This window comes from Mesorhizobium sp. LSHC412B00 (genome assembly GCF_000503035.1).
GTDB lineage: Bacteria > Pseudomonadota > Alphaproteobacteria > Rhizobiales > Rhizobiaceae > Mesorhizobium.
Genome location: NZ_AYWB01000003.1, coordinates 398,285 through 414,401 on the forward strand (window position 1 = coordinate 398,285; position 16,117 = coordinate 414,401).

The following is a 16,117-nucleotide window of genomic DNA, read 5'->3' on the forward strand; positions in this document are numbered from 1 at the left end:
CCTCGCCGGTCGTTGCGAGCCCACGATCGCGCGGCCAAGCGACCTTCCCTGTGTCGGTCTCTATTTGATACTAGGGGACGGCGGTTTCATCACGGGCAATTGCAGCTGGTCAATGGTTGCGACGATGCCGGCGGCAATGGCTTCCGCCTCATGGATCAGTTCCGGACCATAGAGCCCATTGACCATCTCTTCGCTCGGCAGCACGCCAGGAGGACAGTGCTCTTCCATTGTGCGCCGGATGAGCGTCAGCGCTGCCCGGCATTGGTCGGCTTCGATCTTCATAGCCCTTCAAACATCCAATTCGTCTAAAATGTTCCGGAACTAATTTAGCGCTAGCTAATTGAAGTCGCAGTTCTGCGAGTCAGTGCATGCGTCTGAAATTCAACAAGCCCATGGAACCCGAACTGGTCGACACGCCGCCGATGGGCGATGAATGGATTCATGAGATCAAATTCGATGGCTACCGCACCCAGGTCATCAAGGATGATGACGGGATTCGGCTGATCACCAAGAACGGTTATGATTGGACGGGCCGCTACATCCAACTTGCCGGTGAGGCGGAAGCGATCGAGGCGAAAGACTTCATCATCGACGGCGAGACCATTACGATCAATGAGGCTGGCCTATCCGACTTCCATGCGCATCAATCAGCCGCGACCAGCCGCAAGCCGTCGCGCGATCTGTATCTGCTAGCATTCGACCTCTTGCACCTGAACGGGCATGACTTGCGGAACACGCCGGTGGAAGACCGTCGCGAGATCCTCCGGGCGTTGATCCCGGACGGCGGCCGAATCCAGTTCAGCGAAGCGATGCCGGGCACTGGCGACGCCGTCTTTCATCTGGTCGACCAGGCTGGGCTTGAAGGTATCGTTTCAAAGCGGAAGGGCAGCAAGTATCGGTCGGGTCCGACGACGAACTGGCGCAAGATCAAGTGCTATGCCGAAAAGGAGATGGACATCATCGGCGTGCAGCGCGAGGCCGGCAAGCCTGCCATGGTGCTGATGGCCGACAAAGGCCACTATGCCGGCGGCGCCTTCGTCACCTTCAAGGCGGACAAGCGCCAGCGCCTATGGGACCGCGTGCAAGGCAAGATTGGCGGGCCGGCGCCGAAAGGGCTCAAGAGTGACAAGGCCGAATGGCTAAAGCCGGGCCTGGTCGGCCGCGTGCGGTTCCTAAAGGGCGAGGAGAAGCTTCGCCATGCCAAGCTGCTGGATTTCCGGGAGGAGACTTAGCCCGGAGGCTTGTCCCGGGGCTGTGCCGGTCCTGTCCCGTTCCACTGGATGAACTTCGCCTTCTGGCCGGTGATGGTCTCGATCGACTTCAACAGGGGTCCATGGACCTTACGTAGAGCTTGGTAGTGCTCGCCGTGGTACGCCAGGAGCGGCCCGACGATGCTCTTGTGCAGCGCTTCGGCTGCCGCCAGGAAGCGCTCGATTTCAGCCCGGGAAAGTTGTTCCGAAGGTTTGGTTCTGGCCATTGGCGCTCTCCATTGGGGGGTCGCCGCAACGAGGACTATAATCCTACATGCCGGACTGCCTGACAAGAGGGCTCGCCGGCCTTACCCCGCAGGTAGCAGTAGGGCGACGGCGCCACGCGCAGCCATCAGGAGCAACCACCAGCAAAGATGAGCAACGGCAGGCCCGGCGACCTCCTTTGGCACACGGGACAAACAAGAAGGTCGCCGAGCCTTACCGGCGCTGCTTTGTGAGGGAGACGACGCCGGATGAGATGAGAGTATGCGATCGTGCTAATCTCTGCGAACCATGCGAACGAAGGAAAGCCTTGTGGCACCGACGTTGAGATCAAGGTCGGGCGGGGCGCTGATCGCTGCGGCAGGATTCTTCCAAAGCGGTAGTGAGTCCAGAGCGGAACATTAGCGTCGGCTAACGGTTAATTCGGCAGTGTTCCGAACCGTGATTGGTAGAGCGATGGTGACGTTTCATCTTGTCTATTTTTCCGGCCTCACGGCAGACCAGCTGCTAGGCAGCGCCGTTCCTATCCTGGCGTGTTTGCTGCTTTATAACGCTCTGGCTACGGACGCCTAACTGATGGGTCGGCCAGCGGCCGGCCTCCTTGGCAGCCGGCGATTGCCATCCCGATGCCAACTTCAAGACCTATCACGAGGCCAAAGACAAGCTTGCCGACGAAATCAATGGCGAGGGCCGGACAGGACGCCACACGTCCAGGCAGGGCTCTCTGACGGCATTGGCGATGGCCCGTTGGCAATTCGGGGGTCCATTGTTCCCATTTCTGTTTCTCCCAAAACTGCCCGCTGCCTCACGGTGGCGAGCTTTTTCGTTATAGGGCCCTCCGCGCTGGGCAATCTGTTCCAGGAGCTTCTGTGATGCCTCTATGACGCGGCAAACCTTGGAAAAGGTTTCCGTGGCAGGACCGGGGTACGATTCTAACCAACTACCGCTGTATAGGCCACTAGCGCCCGACGATCCGGCTAATCATGTCGTCATCAGGTGCGCTGTCGGTGAATTCCCGTAGCAGCGCCTTCGCGTGGTCTACCCAATGCTCTTCAGCCAGGTTCAACTCCCGAACGGATCTCCTGAAGGTCTCGCACACCACATCGAAATCGAAGGCGTCAATGCTGTAGCCTTCCTCGTCATGGTCCATCGGCCGCCTCCCCTATGGGGGAAACTGTACGGAATCGTACGAAGCAAGTGCAAGCGCATTCAAAAGCAATTGGCTGATGCCGCCCGATCGTTCCACAATGTGTTGCTAATATGCAGCACCGACTGAATCTCCGATCAGCGGCACTTGTGGTTGGTTCCAACAGCTGCACGTTGACGGCAAGATGCCAAAGCCAACGACATGCGGGCGACGAAGATGGACAAGCGACAAAACACAAGAAATGTTGAGTTGGTCGGTCTTCTGGCCGTGCCGTTGTCAGTTCTAATCACGCTGCTGATAGCTGGAATGATCCTTTGCTGAAATTTTCAAGTGGCAAAAGGCTGGGGCGGCGGGCTTTCCCCTTTGAAAGAAGTCACCATGTCCCAATCCGTCGAACCCCCGATATTGCCAGAGGATAGCCCAGACCGTGGGGTGAACTGTGAAGTCGCATTAGAAGCCGCGTTTGCGGCCTTGGTGACTGCGTCAGAAGCGCAAGGTTGGACGCCACAGGAAACGGCCGCAACTCTTCTTAAAATCGCGACGGAGCATGCCCACCGGGTTAAGGCCGCTGCGGCCCCAGCCGGCTCCTAAGGGAGTGCCTTGACCTGGCCCGCGCGGTCGGTCGCTACCGACAGGAGTGTTGCAGCAGGTATTCCAGCAAGAGTGTTAAACCTCTTCAGTTGCTACCCGCGTCAGCCTTTTCTATGGTAGCCAGTGAGTTCTTACAGAACAAATCCTAAGCATTTCAAATGGTGCGGACGACGGGAATCGAACCCGTACGATCAGAGATCGAGGGATTTTAAGTCCCTTGCGTCTACCAATTCCGCCACGTCCGCAGGCCAGCCCTTTTCAGACGCCAGCGAAAACCCGTCAAGCCATCTTTTGCCGAGTGTCGGACTCATGAAAGGTGGTTCGTGATGGCAAAACAGTTGGTTATTGCCAAAATCTCAGTCGCCGAGAAGGCTCAGAATTTGTAGCTGAGATTGATACCGACCGCGTTCAGCTTCACATCCTGATCGCGATCGTTGAAGGGTTCCGCCACGTCATAGTGCTCGGAGCCGAAATCGTAATAGCGATATTGCGCGCCGACGATGAATTTGTCGGTCAGCGCATAGTCAACGCCGGCGCCCAAGGTCCAGCCGATATTCGTGCGTGTGCCGGCGAACGACGCGCCCGCGACTTGCGACGTTTCGATGCCGGCAAAGGCGACGCCGCCGACGCCGTAGACCAGCACGCGGTCCATGGCGAAGCCCGCTTTGGCGTTTACAGATCCGAACCACTTGATGTCCGTGCGGAATGTGCTTCCAAGGCCTGATACCGCCGTACCGTCGACGGCGGAATAATTGAGCTCCGCCTCGGCGCCGAGCACCGCCTGATCGAACTGCCACAGGCCGGCGACATGGCCCCCGACGAAACCGCCGTCAATATCGGGCGAGATGGAAAACGGCGCGCCTTCCGTCACTGATATGTCGGACTGGCCCCAGCCGTAGCCGGCCTGCAGGCCGGCATAGTAGCCGGTCCAGTCGAAGCCTGGTTCGGTCATCGGCACCGCCATCGGGTCGGCGGCGAATGCCGGCGCGGCCAGAGCGATCAGAAATCCGGCACTGGCAATCGTCAGACACCGCATCGAGTTCTCCGAAAAGGCTGTTCAGAAGGCGCCTTGCCGGAAGGTAATCCTATTCGCCGCAAAACGGAACCCATTGTTCAACAATCGGAAGCACCCGTTGCTGCGCTGGGTGCTCTATCTTGGGGGGCGCTATTTGGCGTCGATGAAGTCCAGCGCCGCCTTGCTATATTCGTCCGGCGCCTGCAGCATGGCGAAATGGCTGGCGTTGGGCAGGATGATGAGCTTGGCGCCCGGAATGACGGAGGCCATGTATTCGGTGTGTTCGCGCTTGATCGCCTCGTCATGGTCGCCGGCAACGATCGCAGTCGGCGTGGTTATCTTGCCGAGCTGTTCCTTGGTCCAGGCCGGCTCCGACTCCCACATGTGGCTGATCTGCGCCACGAAGGCATCGTACTGGTCGGGAGTCTTCGACAGTTTCTTGTAGTCGCGTCCCGAGCGGTCGATATAGGCGGCAAAGGTCTTGTTGGTCAGCACACCCGGATCGACGCCATCGGTGGTGACGTTGGCGGCCTGCGCAAAGAGCCTTGTCAGCCGCTCCGGATGATGCAGCGCGATGTCGATGCCGATAATGCCGCCGTCGCTCCAGCCGACAAGAGCGGTCTTGTCGATCTTGAGATAGTCGAGCAGCGCAAGATAGTCCGACGCCATGAGGTCATAGCCGTAAGCTTGCTCGGTGCGGGTAGAACGGCCATGGCCGCGGCTGTCGGCAATGATCACCTTGTGCGTCTTGGACATCGTCGCCACCTGGCTTGCCCAGATGTCGCCATGGCCAAGGCCGCCATGGATCAGGAGAATCGGATCACCGGCGCCGAAAACGGCATAGTACATCTGGATGCCGTTGACCGGCGCATACCCGCTCTGATCCGGTTTGGGCATCGCCGCCGGCTCCGGCAAGGTCTGCCAACGTTCCTCGGCGGATACAAAGCCGGCCGAGATCAGGAACAGGGTGACGAAGGCGAGTGCTTTCAGGAACCGGATCATGACTTCACCTCAGGAGGTTTCGGGCTCATCACAACAAAAACCCGCCTCGCGGCGGGTCGTCGGCGCAAATCAGCACCATAGCCAGAATGGTAGCATAAGTGGCGGCACAAGCCAAACTGAATGACCGCACCGCTGATGCCTGCCCTCGGGGGTGAGCAGGTGCGGCGCATCCGCCCCGGGCGAATTCTCATCGACGGATTTCGTCCGTGATCGCTGGCCAAAACCTTGCCGGCTTGGCACAGTCGGGCAAACAGGAGTCTTTCATGGCCAAGCAGCCGTCGGCGACGAAACCCAAGCCCTGGACCGAGATGGCGACGCATCTGGTCGACGTCGCGACGGGGCGCAAGCCTGCCGATCTCGTCATTCGCAACGGCCGCTGGGTGAACGTGCACTCCGGCGAAATCATAGCCGGCACCGACATCGCCGTTGCCGGCGGCCGCTTCGCCTATTGCGGGCCGAATGCCAGCCATGCCATCGGCCAGGGCACCAAGGTGGTCGACGCCGGCGGCCGCTATCTCGTGCCCGGCCTGTGCGACGCGCACATGCATGTCGAGAGCGGCATGGTGACCGTCACCGAGTTCTGCCGCGCCGTGATCCCGCACGGCACCACCTCGATGTTCATCGATCCGCATGAGATCGCCAACGTGCTGGGCCTGCCCGGCGTGCGGCTGATGCATGACGAGGCCGTCGCCATGCCGATCAACGTGCACGTCCAGATGCCGTCCTGCGTGCCGTCGGCGCCGGGTCTGGAGCATGCCGGGGCCGAACTGACGGTCGCCGATGTCACCGAGGCGATGACCTGGGAAAACATCATCGGGCTCGGCGAAGTGATGAATTTTCCCGGTGTCGTGGCCAACGATCCGGTGATGTCGGGCGAGATCGCCGCCACGGTGCGAGCGGGCAAGACGGTCGGCGGCCACTATGCGTCGCGCGATCTCGGCCTGCCGTTCCATGGCTATGTCGCCGGCGGGCCGGAGGACGACCATGAAGGCACACGCGCCGAGGACGCAATCGCCCGTGTGCGCCAGGGTATGAAGGCAATGCTGCGGCTGGGCTCGGCCTGGTACGATGTTGCCTCGCAGATCAAGGCGGTGACCGAGAGCGGTCTCGACCCGCGCAACTTCATCCTGTGCACCGACGACAGCCATTCCGGCACGCTGGTGCATGAAGGCCATATGGACCGGGTGGTGCGCCACGCCATCCAACAGGGATTGAAGCCGGTGACGGCGATCCAGATGGCGACGCTGAATACCGCCCAGCATTTCAAGCTGGAGCGCGAACTGGGCTCGATCGCGCCGGGACGGCTCGCCGATCTGCTGATCGTCTCCGATCTTGCCGCCATGACCATCGACGAGGTCTATGGCCGCGGTATCAGGCTGGCCAAGGGCGGCAAGCTCGAGATCGACATTCCGGCCTATGATTACCCCAAATCGGCGAAGAACACCGTCAAGCTCGGCAAGAAGCTGAAGCCAGGCGACTTCGACATTGCGGCGCCCAAGGGCGCCAACGAGGTGCGGGTGCGGGTCATCGGCGTGATCGAAAACCAGGCGCCGACGCGGGCGCTGGAGGCCGACCTGCCGGTCGAGGACGGGCTGGTCGCCATGGACCGCCGCAACGACATCTGCCAGATCGCGCTGGTCGAGCGCCACCGCGGCACCGGAGGCGTCACCAATGCCTTCGTCTCCGGCTTCGGCTATATGGGCGACTGCGCCATGGCGTCGAGCGTCGCGCATGATGCCCACCACATCATCTGCGTCGGCACCAACAAGGAAGACATGGCGCTGGCCGTCAACCGGCTGGGCGAGGTCGGCGGGGGCGTGGTGCTGTTTTCGAAGGGCAAGGAACTGGCGCTTGTCGAAATGCCGATCGCCGGGCTGATGTCGGACGAGCGCGCCGAAATCGTGGCGGCCAAGGCCGAGAAACTCACCGAAGCAATGCGCAAGATGGGCTGCTCGCTCAACAACGCCTACATGCAGCACTCGCTGTTGGCGCTGGTCGTCATCCCGGAACTCAGGATTTCCGATGTCGGCCTGATCGACGTGACGACGTTCCAGAAGGTAGGTTTGTTTATCTGAGATCAGCCCCGGTGCTTGGCTCTCATCCGCCGGTGGCGATGGTCAGCACCTTGAATGGCGTGGTGATGATGATCTCGGCGACGGATCCGACTGCCTTTCCGAGGCCTCGGCCGAGATTGTCGATCTGGCCCTGCGTGGGTTCGTCCGATGCCAGGCCGGCTGGAGCGCGCAGACGGTCGCCGAGCAATTGCACCAGGAACGGGTTGTCGGCGAATTTGGCGTGGTTCAGGCGGTCGCCGCCCTTGATCTGGCTGAGGTCGGCCACAACGACGCCGTAACTGGCAATGTCGGCGGCGTTGCCGTAGTCGCCGACGCGCGGCTTGTCGCCGGATAGCAGGCTGGACAGTCTCAGAGCACGGTCGTCGGCGGAAAGCAGGATGACGAACGGCCTGTCGGGCTTGCCGTAGCGGATCATCTGCTTCTTGAAGACGTCGACATCGATATCGGGCGATGCCAGGACGACACGGCCGAGCTTGCCGTCGAGATCGCGGTCGCCGGTGATGGCGAGCTGGCGCAGCGCTTCCATCGTCACCCAGGTTCCCATCGAATGCGCGATGATGTCGATGCTCTTGACCTTTGTCTTGGCGAGCATCCTGAGCGTCGCTTCGAGGTCGTCGCGCGCGGCGTTGGCGCTGTCCTTGTCGTAGATATAGCCCGTGGTCTTGCCGCTCGAAGCCCACGAAAACAGGATCGGCGTACCCGGATATTCGGTGTCGTGGGCGATCTGCGTCAGCCGGTAGACCCCATCGTCGAAGCCGTTGTTGAAGCCGTGGACGAAGACCAGCGCGCGGTCGCCATTCATGGTGATGTTGGCACCGACGGCCTTGGCGAATTGCGAGGCGTCGCCATAGCGCACGACGTCGGTGGCGGTGAATTGCTTGGCCGGGTTCGAATTGGCCGAGCCCTTGGCGCGCTCGATGGCGCCGACCTGGTGGACCTTCGGCACGGTGACGTCGACGCGGGCGTAGCTGGTGGTCAGCGAGCGATCGCCATCGAACACCTGGCGTGGGTCCTTGGTCGCCTGCTTGCGGGTGGTGGCGACGAAGATTTCGTGGGTGGCCGCGATGTCGGAGGCAGGCACCGAAACCGTCGTCTCGTTCAACAGGTCATGGGTGTTCGGGCCGGCGCAGCCGGCGGCAGCGAGCGCGAACGCAAGGACCAGGACAGTCTTCCATCGCTCGTTCACGCGGGCTCCCGCTGGCGCATTGGCGCCGATTTCAATGTCGTAGAGGCAGAGACCGGTCCGGTCCAGTTGAAAGTGAGCGGGCCGGTCGGCATTCGCGACCTCACGCGGCGACGGTCGCCGCAAGGCGACAGCCTTATTGTCCGAGCGCGCTGATGCGGTCGGTCACCGTCTGGTCGCTGGCAAAGCCGTCATCCTCGCGCAGCCGCTGGCCGATCATCTTCACCAGTTCGGGATTGTCGGCGAACTTGGTGTGGTTGAAGCTGTCGCCTCCCTTGACCTTGGAAAGGTCGACCACGGTGACGCCATAAGCGGCGAGGTCGGCGGCATCCTTGTAGTCGCCGACGCGTGGCCGCGAGCCGGCAATCAGGCCTGAGAGCCGCAGCGCCCGGTCGTCGTCGGAGAGCAGCAGGATGAACGGCTTGTCCGGCTTGCCGTAGCGGCGCATCTGGCTCTTGAAGACGTCGACGTCGATGTCGGGAGAAGCCAGCACGACATCGCCGAGCTTGCCGCCGAGATCGCGGTCGCCGGTGATGGCCATCTGGCGCAGCGTTTCCATGGTCACCCAGGTTCCGAGCGAATGGGCGACGATGTCGATGCGCCGCGCGCCGGACTGCTGCAGCATGCGCAATGTCACCTCCAACTGATCGCGGGCGGCGCTGGCGCTTTCCTTGTCATAGACATAGTCGGTGGTTCTGGCGCCGGATGCCCAGGAAAACAGCACCGGCGTGCCGGGATAGCCGGAATCGTGGACGATCTGGGTCAGGCGGTAGACCGCGTCGTCGAAGCCGGTGTTGTAGCCATGCACGAAGACCATGACGCGGCCGCCGCGCGCGGCAATGTCGGCATTGAGCGCACTGGAGAATTTCGGCTGCGCATCGTAGCCGACGACCTCGGAGGCCATGAAGTACTTCGCTGGGTCGTTGGACCTGCCGCGCGAGCGGCGCTCGATCTGGCCGGTCTGGTGGATGCCGGGAACGGTGACGGTGACGCGGGCGTAGTTAAGCGTCGCCGAGCGTTCGCCGTCGAAAACTTTGTTGGGATCGTCGGATTTCTTGCGTGTGGTGGCAATGAAGATCGAGTGATTGCCCGAGATTTCGGTCACCGGCGTGGACATGACGGCGCTGCCGAGCAGTTCCTCGGTTTTGCGGCCGCCGCAGCCGGCGATCAACAGGGCAAGTGCAAGAATGCAAATCGTCTTCAAACGCACGTCAAAAATTCCACTCCGGCCAAAAGGCCCATATACCCCCGCGGCACCTCCCGGACAGTGAGAGTGCGGCAGAAGTAAGTCGTGTCCAGCCGAAATGTGGTCAGCGTCGAGCCACGGTCATCGCACTGTTGCGCGAAAGCCAGAATGGCGGCAGGAACGCAGGGATGTTGGAGAAGGGCAATACCTCGGGCTTGAGCCTGATGCCGAGCACATCGCCCATGAAGGCGCGGCGCGCCTCGATGCGGCGCCATGCCTCGGGATAGCGGGCCGCGATCTCCTCGCGCAACGCCTCATCGGCAAGCGCGATACCGTCCTCGATGTTGGTGGTGAAATAGCTGGTTCCGGTCGCCGGAATGATGTCGACCTGCAGCGCCATGCCGGACCGCAGTTTGATGTCCGAGCCGGAAAACACCGGCGAATGCATCCATTCGTCGATATGGACGAGATGGCCGGGATTGAGCGAGACGCCGAAGAACGGGTCCCCTATGCGGTCATGCACGGCTTTCCAAAGCGCTCCGCCGGCAGCCCCGATGCCGATGGTCTCGTACCAGTCGACGACGGCGGCGAAATAGGGCGCGACCAGCTTGTCGATATAGTCGTCGATCTCGCGCGGCAGTTCGGCCGCGCTCTCGACCAGGAAGCCGGCGCGGGCGTTGAGCGAGCCCTGGATGCCGTACGCCATGGTGACGGGATCGCCGCGCTTGATGATGTCGAGGTGCGGGCTAGGCAAGCCGTAGGGCGCACGCCTGCCGGCGGACAGCATCGGGTGGCAGCAAAGGGGCAGGCCGTTGATCCCCATCAGCCGCGCGGCCTGCAATTCGCTCATGCCGGGCTCGATATTCCCAAGCACGTTGCGCAGGCCCTGCGAGGAAAAGGTCGCGGCGAATTCGAAGGACGCCAATTGGTCTGCCCCGTTGATGGCGCGTAGACCGTCGGATGGATTCATCAACAGGTTGGCGGCGTTGACCACCGCGCCTCTGTCGCCGGCCAGTGTGCGCAGCGTATCGGCGATGAAGGACGGCAGGTCGAGCGTCGTCTCGCCAAAGCCGCCATCGCCGGGGCCGAACGGCTTCCAGCCGATGGCGCCGATCTGCTGGCCGGCTTTCAGGCCGCAGGCGGCAAGTGTGTCGGCAAGCGAGGCGGAGCGGTCGCGTGGCTGCGCCGGCAGCGAGAAGGTCTGGTAAAGGACGCGCTCGTAAGGCCCGTCGCAGATTTCGGCATAGCCCCAACCCTCATTGCCGACGAGAAGCTTTGGCTGGCTGCCGGGAACGATGACCAGCAGCGTCTCCTCGAAACGCGGATCGTAACCACTGAGATAGGCGACATTGGCCGCGTGCTCGCGGTCGCCATAGACGGCAAAGGCGTCGAGCCCGGCCTTGGCGCCGCGCGCCAGCAGAGCCTCGATGCGTGCTTCGTAGGTCCGCCGCTGAACTAGCGGCATCACTGTTGGCTCGCCGAATTCAGGAAGGTCTACTGTCTTCAGGGCGACAGCCGAAACAGGCATGAAGATGGCTCCAATGGATTTCCTGCTGGCGCGTCAAAGCGGCCGCGCCGCATCGGTGGCTGCAAACGGCGAATTGTGCAATAGGCTTCGCCTTCGAACCATTCCATCCAGAGGTGACGGCGCCATGAACAGTTTCTCCTCCCGTGTCGCCACCGCCGCAGCCGCGATCCGCGAGATCTTTCCCGAAACGCCGCTGCAGGAAAACGACTATCTGTCGAAGAAGACGGGGGCTCGGGTGCTGTTGAAGCGCGAGGATCTTTCGCCGGTGCGCTCCTACAAGATCCGCGGCGCCTTCAACTTTTTCCGCAAGGCGCTTGCCGCCGGCAACGAGGCCGAGCTGTTCGTCTGCGCCTCGGCCGGCAACCATGCGCAGGGCTTTGCCTTCGTCTGCCGCCATTTCGGCAAGAAGGGCGTGGTCTTCATGCCGGTGACGACGCCGCAGCAAAAGATCGACAAGACGCGGCTGTTCGGCGGCGATTTCGTCGAGATCAGGCTGGTCGGCGACTTCTTCGACGACTGCTACCGCGCCGCCTTCGAATTCACCGAAAGTTCCGGCGCGCATATGGTGCCGCCCTTCGACCACAAGGACATTATCGAGGGGCAGGCGACGGTCGCCTATGAGATCGCCGGCCAGATGCCAGGCGCGCGCATGCCCGACATCATCATGCTGCCGGTCGGCGGCGGTGGCCTGGCCGCGGGGGTGACGCACTATTTCGCCGATCAGCAACGTGACGCGCGCTACGTCTTTTGCGAACCGGCCGGTGCGCCGAGCCTGCATCAGAGCCTCGCCAGCGGCAAGCGCGTCCGGCTCGCCAATGTCGACAATTTCGTCGACGGCGCGGCGGTGGCCGAGATCGGCCGCGAGCCGTTGCGCCACCTCAAGGAGTTCGCCGCTCAGGCGGTGCGGCTGATCCCTGAGAACCGGCTCTGCGCCACCATGATCGAGATGCTCAACATCGAAGGTGTGGTGCTGGAGCCGGCCGGTGCCTTGGCGATCGACGCGTTGAAGGATTTTTCGCGCAAGGAAATCCGCGGCAAGACCATCGTCGCGGTGGTGTCGGGCGGCAATTTCGATTTCGAGCGGCTGCCCGACGTGAAGGAGCGGGCGCTGCGCTTCGAGGGGCTGAAGAAATATTTTATCATCCGCTTTCCGCAGCGGCCGGGCGCGCTGCGCGACTTCCTCGAACTGCTCGGTCCCGACGATGATATCGCCCGCTTCGAATATCTGAAGAAATCGGCACGCAATTTCGGCTCTGTGCTTATCGGCATCGAAACCAAAGACCGGCGTAACTTCGATCTGCTGAGGGCAAATTTCGAGGCCGAGGGCGTGCACTATCAGGACATCACCGACAACGAGACCCTGGCCGGGTTCATCATATGAGCGGTACAGCCTGCCACCCGAAGCTCGAAGAGCGAAGGGTGGTCTTCGTCGCACTGTTCTCCGGCATCAATGTCGGCGGCAACCGCATCGTCCAGATGGCGGAGTTGCGGGCGTTATTCGAGGCGCTAGGCTTCACCGATGTCGCCAGTTATGTGCAGAGCGGCAATGTCGTGTTCCGGACCAAGAAGGGCGACGCCGCCACGCTGGCGAAACAGATCGAAATGGCGTTCGAGAAAAAATGGGGCTTTCACTCGCGCATCATGGTGCGCGATCTCTCCTGGTTCGAACGGTTGGTGAAGGAGAATCCTTATCCGGAAGTCGCCGGCGATCCGACCAAGCTTCACGCCTACACGCTGGAGCGCCAGCCGACGGCGGACGAGATCGCCAGGCTTGCCGAAAAATGCACCGGCCCGGAAAGCTTCGAGGTCAGGGACGACGTGCTCTACCTCAAGGCGCCGGACGGGCTCGGCAAATCGGTGTTCGCCGGGCTGATCCCGCGCGTGCTGAAAGTGCCCGGCACCGCGCGCAACTGGCGCTCGGTGCTGGCGCTGCTGCAGATGGCGCGTTCGCTTTGAATCGCTTAGATCTGCATTGCGGTCGCAATGCTAATTAAGTCTCGGCTAAACAACAAGGGCGGCGCGGCGGCGACTCACTACAAATTGAGTTATGGCGATACTTTCGATTTTGACGGGGTGCCCGACCCGGACAGCAGCGCATCGAGGAGCGGAGGCCGCTTCGGCTATACGATCGGTGGCGGTGTCGAATGGGCCTTCGCCGACAAATGGACCACGAAGCTGGAATACCAGTACTTCGACTTCGGCAAGGTCCGTTTGACAGATATCGAGGGCAACGACAAGATCGACGCCCATACGATCAAGATCGGCCTGAACTACAAGTTCTGATCGATCCGTCGTTCCGACAATTCAGATGGCGTCGCAACCAAGTGACGCCATAACGTTGTCCGGGGCTGGCAGCTTCCGGCGTTCGGCGTTGCGGCTGACAGCAGATCAGGTCGCCGGAGCCTGCTTCCACTCGAAAGTCAGCTCCTCGCGGAAGGCGAAGCGCTTGATGTGATCGGCAACGACGCTCTCCATGCGCTCCAGCGATCCACTTTCATCCGTCGACACCGTGATATGCAGCGCTGCCGCATCGGCATCGAGAACCGTGCGGCCGAGCGACAGATCGATGGTGCCGTGGTTCGGATCGAATTCGACGGGAAATTTGTGCGCCCAGTGCTTGCACAGCTGCTGCAAATAGCGGCTGGCATATGCGGTGGTGACATCGGCACGGCTGGTCGGCATGAACGAATTCTCCTGGATGAGGCACTGGCTTTGCTTGGCTGGCGCGACAGGCAGGTAAATAGGTGCCGTTGGTCGAAATGGCAAAGGCGGCCGGCTTGTCGGCGCGGCCGCCTCGCTCAAGATGGCGTGATCGCTACCAGGTGCCGGTGTTCGGCATCGATGCCCACGGCTCGGCCTTGGGCTTGGCCGGGCCCTTCTGCAGCAGTTCGAAGGAGATGCCGTCCGGCGACTTGACGAAGGCCATGTTGCCGTCGCGCGGCGGCCGGTTGATGATGACGCCATTGTCCATCAGATGCTGGCAGGTGGCGTAGATGTCGTCGACCTCATAGGCGAGATGGCCGAAATTGCGGCCGCCCTTGTACTCCTCCGGATCCCAATTGTAGGTCAGTTCGATCAGCGGCGCCTTCTCAGTGATGCCGCTTTCTACATCCTCGGAGGCGGCGAGGAAGATCAGCGTGAAGCGGCCCTGCTCGTTTTCGTAGCGGCGCACTTCCTTAAGGCCGAGCTTGTTGCAGTAGAAATCAAGCGAGACATCGACGTCGGCGACACGGACCATTGTGTGGAGGTAGCGCATGGGATTTCCTCGGGGATGTTTGGGTTGCGAGGCAACATAAGGTCCACCCCGCCGAAGGGCAACGAGCATCGGACTGGAAAAGTGGTCACCGGTTTTGGAAAAATCAGATTGCTCTGACAAAAGCGCCGGACACAAGTGGTTGCCGATTTCGGCAAAATCCCTTGCAAATTGCCGACCGGTTGACCGCCTTGATGGATCGTCATTGCTGCCGGCAGCGACGCCGGCAAACAACAAGTCAGCTATTCCTGTATTCAACCGTGAAAAAAGGCACGGCAGGTCTTGCACACCCCGGAAGCGGCGGTGTTAATCTAATGTCAAGAATCACTTGCGGTTTTCTTGAAAAAAGGGGGCGTTCTTATGGGGGATAAGGCCTCTTTCACGAGGCGGGATGAGAACCTTGACGGCGCCCTGAAGCGCGACAGTGGCGGCGATAGCGCCGACCTTGTCGAAATCGCCGGCGCCATCAAATGGTTCGACGTGGCCAAGGGCTACGGTTTCATACTACCCGATGACGGTTCTTCGGGCGACATCCTCCTCCATGTCACCTGCCTTCGAAAGGACGGTTTTCAGACGGCATTGGAGGGCGCGCGTGTCGTGTGCCTTGTCAAGCATGGCGACCGTGGTTTGCAGGCGTTCCGGGTGCTGTCCATGGACACCACCACCGCGGTCCATCCGGCTGAGATGCAGGAACAGCGCACCCATGTGGCGGTGACGCCGGAAAGCGGGCTCGAGCGGGCGCTGGTCAAGTGGTTCAACCGCACCAAGGGTTTCGGCTTTCTGACGCGCGGCGAGGGCACCGAGGATATCTTCGTCCATATGGAGACGCTGCGCCGCTATGGCATCACCGAGCTCAGGCCCGGACAGGTCGTGCTGGTGCGTTTCGGACGCGGTGACAAGGGCCTCATGGCTGCCGAGATTCACCCCGATATGGGCACCTTGCCGGTCGCGCATTAGGACGCGAGCCCTTACGATGAACTCCAGCCGACCAATTCAGGACGGCTCTTTTTCTTGGTTTCACCACGATCTTATCCGAATACCTGAGACCACTTTTAGGGATCATGGTCTTTGGTCGAGGATTTCCAATGGCGTACAGGAACTGGCTGACAGCGGGCGCGCTCTGCGTCATCGTTGCGGTAGCCGCAGGCGCTTACTTCTATTCCGGGCAGCCGACCGCATCCCAGCAGACGATCGCCGGCGGTCAGGCGATGATCCTTCCCGTCGATCCGACACCCTTGGTCGTGGCGACGAAAGGCGGCGATAGATCCTTTTCGATCGAAGTCGCCGACACCGACTCGGAACGCGAGGCCGGCCTGATGTATCGCCAGGATATGGCCGACAATCATGGCATGCTGTTCGTCTTCGAGATGCAGAAGCAGGTCGGCTTCTGGATGCACAACACGCCGATGCCGCTCGACCTGATCTTTGTTGGACAGGACGGCAAGGTCCGGGCCGTCAAGCACGGCACTCCATTGTCCGATGCAGTCATCTCGCCGGGTGTGCCAGTGCGCTTCGTGCTGGAGCTCAAGGCCGGCACCGCCGCCAAAAACGGCATCGACCATGGCGATCTGCTGCGCCATCCGGCCGTCGGCACGGTGTACGGCCCCGGCATGCCGCCATCGGACAAGGGCAACGCGTCCACGCCCGGCGCCGGCTGAGCCGCTC

General features: G+C 61.6%; 17 protein-coding genes and 1 tRNA gene. 7 read left to right on the forward strand and 11 right to left on the reverse strand.

What is annotated here, in order from left to right; translation table 11 throughout:
- Positions 1-60: 60 nt before the first annotated feature.
- A complete protein-coding gene (locus X757_RS156260; protein WP_023681532.1) occupies positions 61-282 on the reverse strand; it encodes a hypothetical protein in 222 nt (73 codons plus the stop codon).
- Positions 283-368: 86 nt separating this feature from the next.
- Between X757_RS156260 and X757_RS156255 the strand changes: the two genes are divergently transcribed.
- On the forward strand, positions 369-1,232 hold the full coding sequence (locus X757_RS156255) for an RNA ligase family protein (protein WP_023725747.1): 864 nt from the start codon (positions 369-371) through the stop codon (positions 1,230-1,232).
- Here the strand turns inward: X757_RS156255 and X757_RS156250 are convergent.
- The 5 genes from X757_RS156250 to X757_RS156230 form a co-directional block, all read right to left on the reverse strand.
- Positions 1,229-1,477, reverse strand: a complete 249-nt coding sequence (locus X757_RS156250) for a hypothetical protein (protein WP_023691191.1) — start codon at positions 1,475-1,477, stop codon at positions 1,229-1,231. The genes X757_RS156255 and X757_RS156250 overlap by 4 nt on opposite strands.
- Positions 1,478-2,430: 953 nt before the next feature.
- A complete protein-coding gene (locus tag X757_RS156245) occupies positions 2,431-2,622 on the reverse strand; it encodes a hypothetical protein (RefSeq protein WP_023667524.1) in 192 nt (63 codons plus the stop codon).
- 747 nt (positions 2,623-3,369) lie between these two features.
- Positions 3,370-3,455: transfer RNA gene (locus X757_RS156240), tRNA-Leu, on the reverse strand.
- Positions 3,456-3,583: 128 nt separating this feature from the next.
- Positions 3,584-4,246, reverse strand: a complete 663-nt coding sequence (locus tag X757_RS156235) for an outer membrane protein (protein WP_023702493.1) — start codon at positions 4,244-4,246, stop codon at positions 3,584-3,586.
- 129 nt (positions 4,247-4,375) lie between these two features.
- The gene (locus X757_RS156230) at positions 4,376-5,227 is read right to left on the reverse strand and encodes an alpha/beta fold hydrolase (protein WP_023725748.1); all 852 of its coding nucleotides are present in this window, start codon (positions 5,225-5,227) and stop codon (positions 4,376-4,378) included.
- A gap of 263 nt (positions 5,228-5,490) precedes the next feature.
- On the opposite strand from X757_RS156230, the gene ade reads away from it, so the two are divergent.
- A complete protein-coding gene (gene ade / locus X757_RS156225) occupies positions 5,491-7,302 on the forward strand; it encodes an adenine deaminase (RefSeq protein ID WP_023695398.1) in 1,812 nt (603 codons plus the stop codon).
- 22 nt (positions 7,303-7,324) lie between these two features.
- Here ade and X757_RS156220 read toward each other — a convergent pair whose 3' ends face one another.
- The 3 genes from X757_RS156220 to X757_RS156210 form a co-directional block, all read right to left on the reverse strand.
- On the reverse strand, positions 7,325-8,488 hold the full coding sequence (locus X757_RS156220) for an alpha/beta hydrolase (RefSeq protein WP_023725749.1): 1,164 nt from the start codon (positions 8,486-8,488) through the stop codon (positions 7,325-7,327).
- A 133-nt stretch (positions 8,489-8,621) separates the two neighbouring features.
- Positions 8,622-9,695, reverse strand: a complete 1,074-nt coding sequence (locus X757_RS156215) for an alpha/beta hydrolase (RefSeq protein WP_023706608.1) — start codon at positions 9,693-9,695, stop codon at positions 8,622-8,624.
- Between the two features lie 100 nt (positions 9,696-9,795).
- A complete protein-coding gene (locus tag X757_RS156210) occupies positions 9,796-11,199 on the reverse strand; it encodes an aminopeptidase P family N-terminal domain-containing protein (RefSeq protein ID WP_023725750.1) in 1,404 nt (467 codons plus the stop codon).
- A 124-nt stretch (positions 11,200-11,323) separates the two neighbouring features.
- Here X757_RS156210 and ilvA point away from each other — a divergent pair, with 124 nt between their 5' ends.
- The 3 genes from ilvA to X757_RS156195 are packed head-to-tail and all read left to right on the forward strand — an operon-like array spanning position 11,324 to position 13,482.
- Complete coding sequence (gene ilvA, locus X757_RS156205; RefSeq protein ID WP_023725751.1) at positions 11,324-12,580, forward strand: threonine ammonia-lyase IlvA; 1,257 nt, start codon at positions 11,324-11,326, stop codon at positions 12,578-12,580.
- The gene (locus X757_RS156200; RefSeq protein WP_023725752.1) at positions 12,577-13,155 is read left to right on the forward strand and encodes a DUF1697 domain-containing protein; all 579 of its coding nucleotides are present in this window, start codon (positions 12,577-12,579) and stop codon (positions 13,153-13,155) included. Before ilvA ends, X757_RS156200 begins: the two co-directional genes overlap by 4 nt.
- A 27-nt stretch (positions 13,156-13,182) precedes the next feature.
- Positions 13,183-13,482, forward strand: coding sequence for an outer membrane protein (locus X757_RS156195; protein WP_084629471.1), 300 nt, complete (start codon positions 13,183-13,185; stop codon positions 13,480-13,482).
- A 105-nt stretch (positions 13,483-13,587) separates the two neighbouring features.
- Here X757_RS156195 and X757_RS156190 read toward each other — a convergent pair whose 3' ends face one another.
- Positions 13,588-13,881 (reverse strand): DUF2218 domain-containing protein, encoded by a 294-nt coding sequence (locus tag X757_RS156190; protein WP_023681521.1) that lies wholly within the window; start codon positions 13,879-13,881, stop codon positions 13,588-13,590.
- A gap of 133 nt (positions 13,882-14,014) precedes the next feature.
- Positions 14,015-14,455 (reverse strand): VOC family protein, encoded by a 441-nt coding sequence (locus tag X757_RS156185; protein WP_023667513.1) that lies wholly within the window; start codon positions 14,453-14,455, stop codon positions 14,015-14,017.
- Positions 14,456-14,812: 357 nt separating this feature from the next.
- Here X757_RS156185 and X757_RS0133645 point away from each other — a divergent pair, with 357 nt between their 5' ends.
- Entirely contained in the window at positions 14,813-15,409 is a 597-nt protein-coding gene (locus tag X757_RS0133645) for a cold-shock protein (protein WP_031201193.1), read from the forward strand.
- 128 nt (positions 15,410-15,537) lie between these two features.
- Entirely contained in the window at positions 15,538-16,110 is a 573-nt protein-coding gene (locus tag X757_RS156180; protein WP_023725754.1) for a DUF192 domain-containing protein, read from the forward strand.
- The last annotated feature ends 7 nt before the right edge of the window (positions 16,111-16,117 follow it).

Excerpts from the sequence above, each read along its gene's own strand:
- X757_RS156260 (WP_023681532.1), bottom strand. The coding sequence starts at position 282 with ATGAAGATCGAAGCCGACCAATGCCGGGCAGCGCTGACGCTCATCCGG.
- X757_RS156255 (WP_023725747.1), top strand. The coding sequence starts at position 369 with ATGCGTCTGAAATTCAACAAGCCCATGGAACCCGAACTGGTCGACACG.
- X757_RS156250 (WP_023691191.1), bottom strand. The coding sequence starts at position 1,477 with ATGGCCAGAACCAAACCTTCGGAACAACTTTCCCGGGCTGAAATCGAG.
- X757_RS156245 (WP_023667524.1), bottom strand. The coding sequence starts at position 2,622 with ATGGACCATGACGAGGAAGGCTACAGCATTGACGCCTTCGATTTCGAT.
- X757_RS156235 (WP_023702493.1), bottom strand. The coding sequence starts at position 4,246 with ATGCGGTGTCTGACGATTGCCAGTGCCGGATTTCTGATCGCTCTGGCC.
- X757_RS156230 (WP_023725748.1), bottom strand. The coding sequence starts at position 5,227 with ATGATCCGGTTCCTGAAAGCACTCGCCTTCGTCACCCTGTTCCTGATC.
- ade (WP_023695398.1), top strand. The coding sequence starts at position 5,491 with ATGGCCAAGCAGCCGTCGGCGACGAAACCCAAGCCCTGGACCGAGATG.
- X757_RS156210 (WP_023725750.1), bottom strand. The coding sequence starts at position 11,199 with ATGCCTGTTTCGGCTGTCGCCCTGAAGACAGTAGACCTTCCTGAATTC.
- ilvA (WP_023725751.1), top strand. The coding sequence starts at position 11,324 with ATGAACAGTTTCTCCTCCCGTGTCGCCACCGCCGCAGCCGCGATCCGC.
- X757_RS156200 (WP_023725752.1), top strand. The coding sequence starts at position 12,577 with ATGAGCGGTACAGCCTGCCACCCGAAGCTCGAAGAGCGAAGGGTGGTC.
- X757_RS156195 (WP_084629471.1), top strand. The coding sequence starts at position 13,183 with ATGCTAATTAAGTCTCGGCTAAACAACAAGGGCGGCGCGGCGGCGACT.
- X757_RS156190 (WP_023681521.1), bottom strand. The coding sequence starts at position 13,881 with ATGCCGACCAGCCGTGCCGATGTCACCACCGCATATGCCAGCCGCTAT.
- X757_RS156185 (WP_023667513.1), bottom strand. The coding sequence starts at position 14,455 with ATGCGCTACCTCCACACAATGGTCCGTGTCGCCGACGTCGATGTCTCG.
- X757_RS0133645 (WP_031201193.1), top strand. The coding sequence starts at position 14,813 with ATGGGGGATAAGGCCTCTTTCACGAGGCGGGATGAGAACCTTGACGGC.
- X757_RS156180 (WP_023725754.1), top strand. The coding sequence starts at position 15,538 with ATGGCGTACAGGAACTGGCTGACAGCGGGCGCGCTCTGCGTCATCGTT.